The sequence below is a fragment of the Nocardia sp. CWNU-33 genome (assembly GCF_046764895.1).
Taxonomy (GTDB): Bacteria; Actinomycetota; Actinomycetes; order Mycobacteriales; family Mycobacteriaceae; genus Nocardia.
In genome coordinates, this window is the sequence record NZ_JBKOQN010000096.1 from 1 (window position 1) to 1,775 (window position 1,775).

The window sequence follows — 1,775 nt, forward strand, 5'->3', positions numbered from 1 at the left end:
GCCCGTCGTCACCTCAACCCGATTACACGCTGCTGGGATCAACCCCATTACTGCTATGCAGGGACGACGACGGACGAGGCACCGACCGAACCGCTTGACACAAAACGACTTACGCTGATTACCGGATATCCCGCAGCGGCGACTGGTATTGGTTCTGTTTCAGCAGCGCGGGGGTTACAGCCGACCACCCCATCGAAGGACCGCACTAGCCGGTTGACCTCCGCTCTCCGATAGCCGAGGATCATGCGCTGGGCGTGGATGACAGTCGGCTACGGGCGGTGTGAGGTGTGAGGGTGGGTCGGGTCGACGGAACAGATGACCAGCTGCACGTCGTCCAGATCATTGAACTGCAACCCGGTTGCTGCCTGGCTCGCGTAGCGATGGCCACCGTTTTCTTCTCGGTCCTCGACGGGAATCCAACTGTAGCCAGAGCTACCCCACTCGTCCGAAGCGATCGTCAGTAGCGGATCCATCCGCGCGCCGCATTCGGCGCACAGCATCGGGAAGGGATCGGTCCGGCTCCACCGTGTCCATCCGCCGACTTTGCAACCGGGTGCGGTCGACAACTGCGACCAGTAGAAGGACTCTTCCGTGTCCTCGTATTCCTGCGCGGTGCTCCAATCCTCCAGCGCCACAACCAGAGCCGGATCGATACCCTCCCGCGGAAACTCGGTGACGATCTCCGGATGAAGCTGACAGACATTGGGAACGAAGCCTTCGAATTGGACCACCGCGGGCTCGGGCTGCTCCACCAGAACGTCGGTGACCTCTCGGCTGTCACGCCAGAACAGTTGCGTCCGCAGTACGAGCTCCGAGTCGTGACCGAACGGGCACCACAGCACCTGCAACAAGTCCTTGCCCTCGGGGGGGCGCAAGGACGGCACATCGCGCGCATACAACTGGGCGATCGGCAGCATCGCCAGCGGCTCCTGCGGGATATCCGACCTCGCCGCCTGCACCGCTCTATCACCATGCCGAAGCCGATAGCCATGGAGGCGGTCCACCGTGTTCGCTTCGTCCGTGGTTCGTGTGCGACCGTAGGAATCGGCCTCGATCCGGTGCAGCAGCCGAGCATCGGACACCGACATCGGCGGATCGAACCCCGGCTCGTGCTTACCGTCGCAATGCGGCCACCGCTCGCTCGCGGGCCACAGCAGCGGTCCACCGATCGAGCTGTCGTGCGGGGTCACCGGTCCGGGCCGAGGGTGCAACCGGGTTGCCGTTCGAGCCAGCGGGGCCAACTGGGGGAAGGCCGCGACGATATCGGCCGGGCGGGGTGGGGTCGTACGGGTCATGCGCACTCCAGGACATCGACGCGAGAATTCCGGAGCTGGACGCTAACTCACTGATCCGACCGGGGTTCTCCAGCCACGGGAATGCCGACCGCACCGCCCTGCTGGGGCGGTCGGGATCGCGCGTTGCGGACTTGACCCGCAGGGGCGCCGATGCCGCTGTAGTCCCGAATAATTCGGCGACGCAGCGCCCCGAGGCCTCACCGGTCACGCCGTTGATGCAAAGTCCGGATCATCGGCCGCGATCTTGTTCGTCGTACGCGACCATGACGGGGAACTGGCGCGATCCACAGCGATGACGACCCGACACCCTTTCGTCTGCATCTGCCTGCCGCAGTGCACTCAATTCGGCATTTGCGTGCGTTCGGCAGGCCGCGGTCCGATCTGCTCGGCTCGACCCGTAAGCGGCGCGCAGATAGCCGGCTAATCGGAGATGATCAGCACCTTTTGGCGGCGGAACACGTGGACCGCTGACTTTCTGAT

At 64.2% G+C, this 1,775-nt stretch carries 1 protein-coding gene; it reads right to left on the reverse strand.

The window, feature by feature from the left end; all coding sequences use genetic code 11:
* Positions 1 to 269: 269 nt before the first annotated feature.
* A complete protein-coding gene (locus ACLMAL_RS39480; RefSeq protein ID WP_412003745.1) occupies positions 270 to 1,295 on the reverse strand; it encodes a hypothetical protein in 1,026 nt (341 codons plus the stop codon).
* Between the last annotated feature and the right edge of the window lie 480 nt (positions 1,296 to 1,775).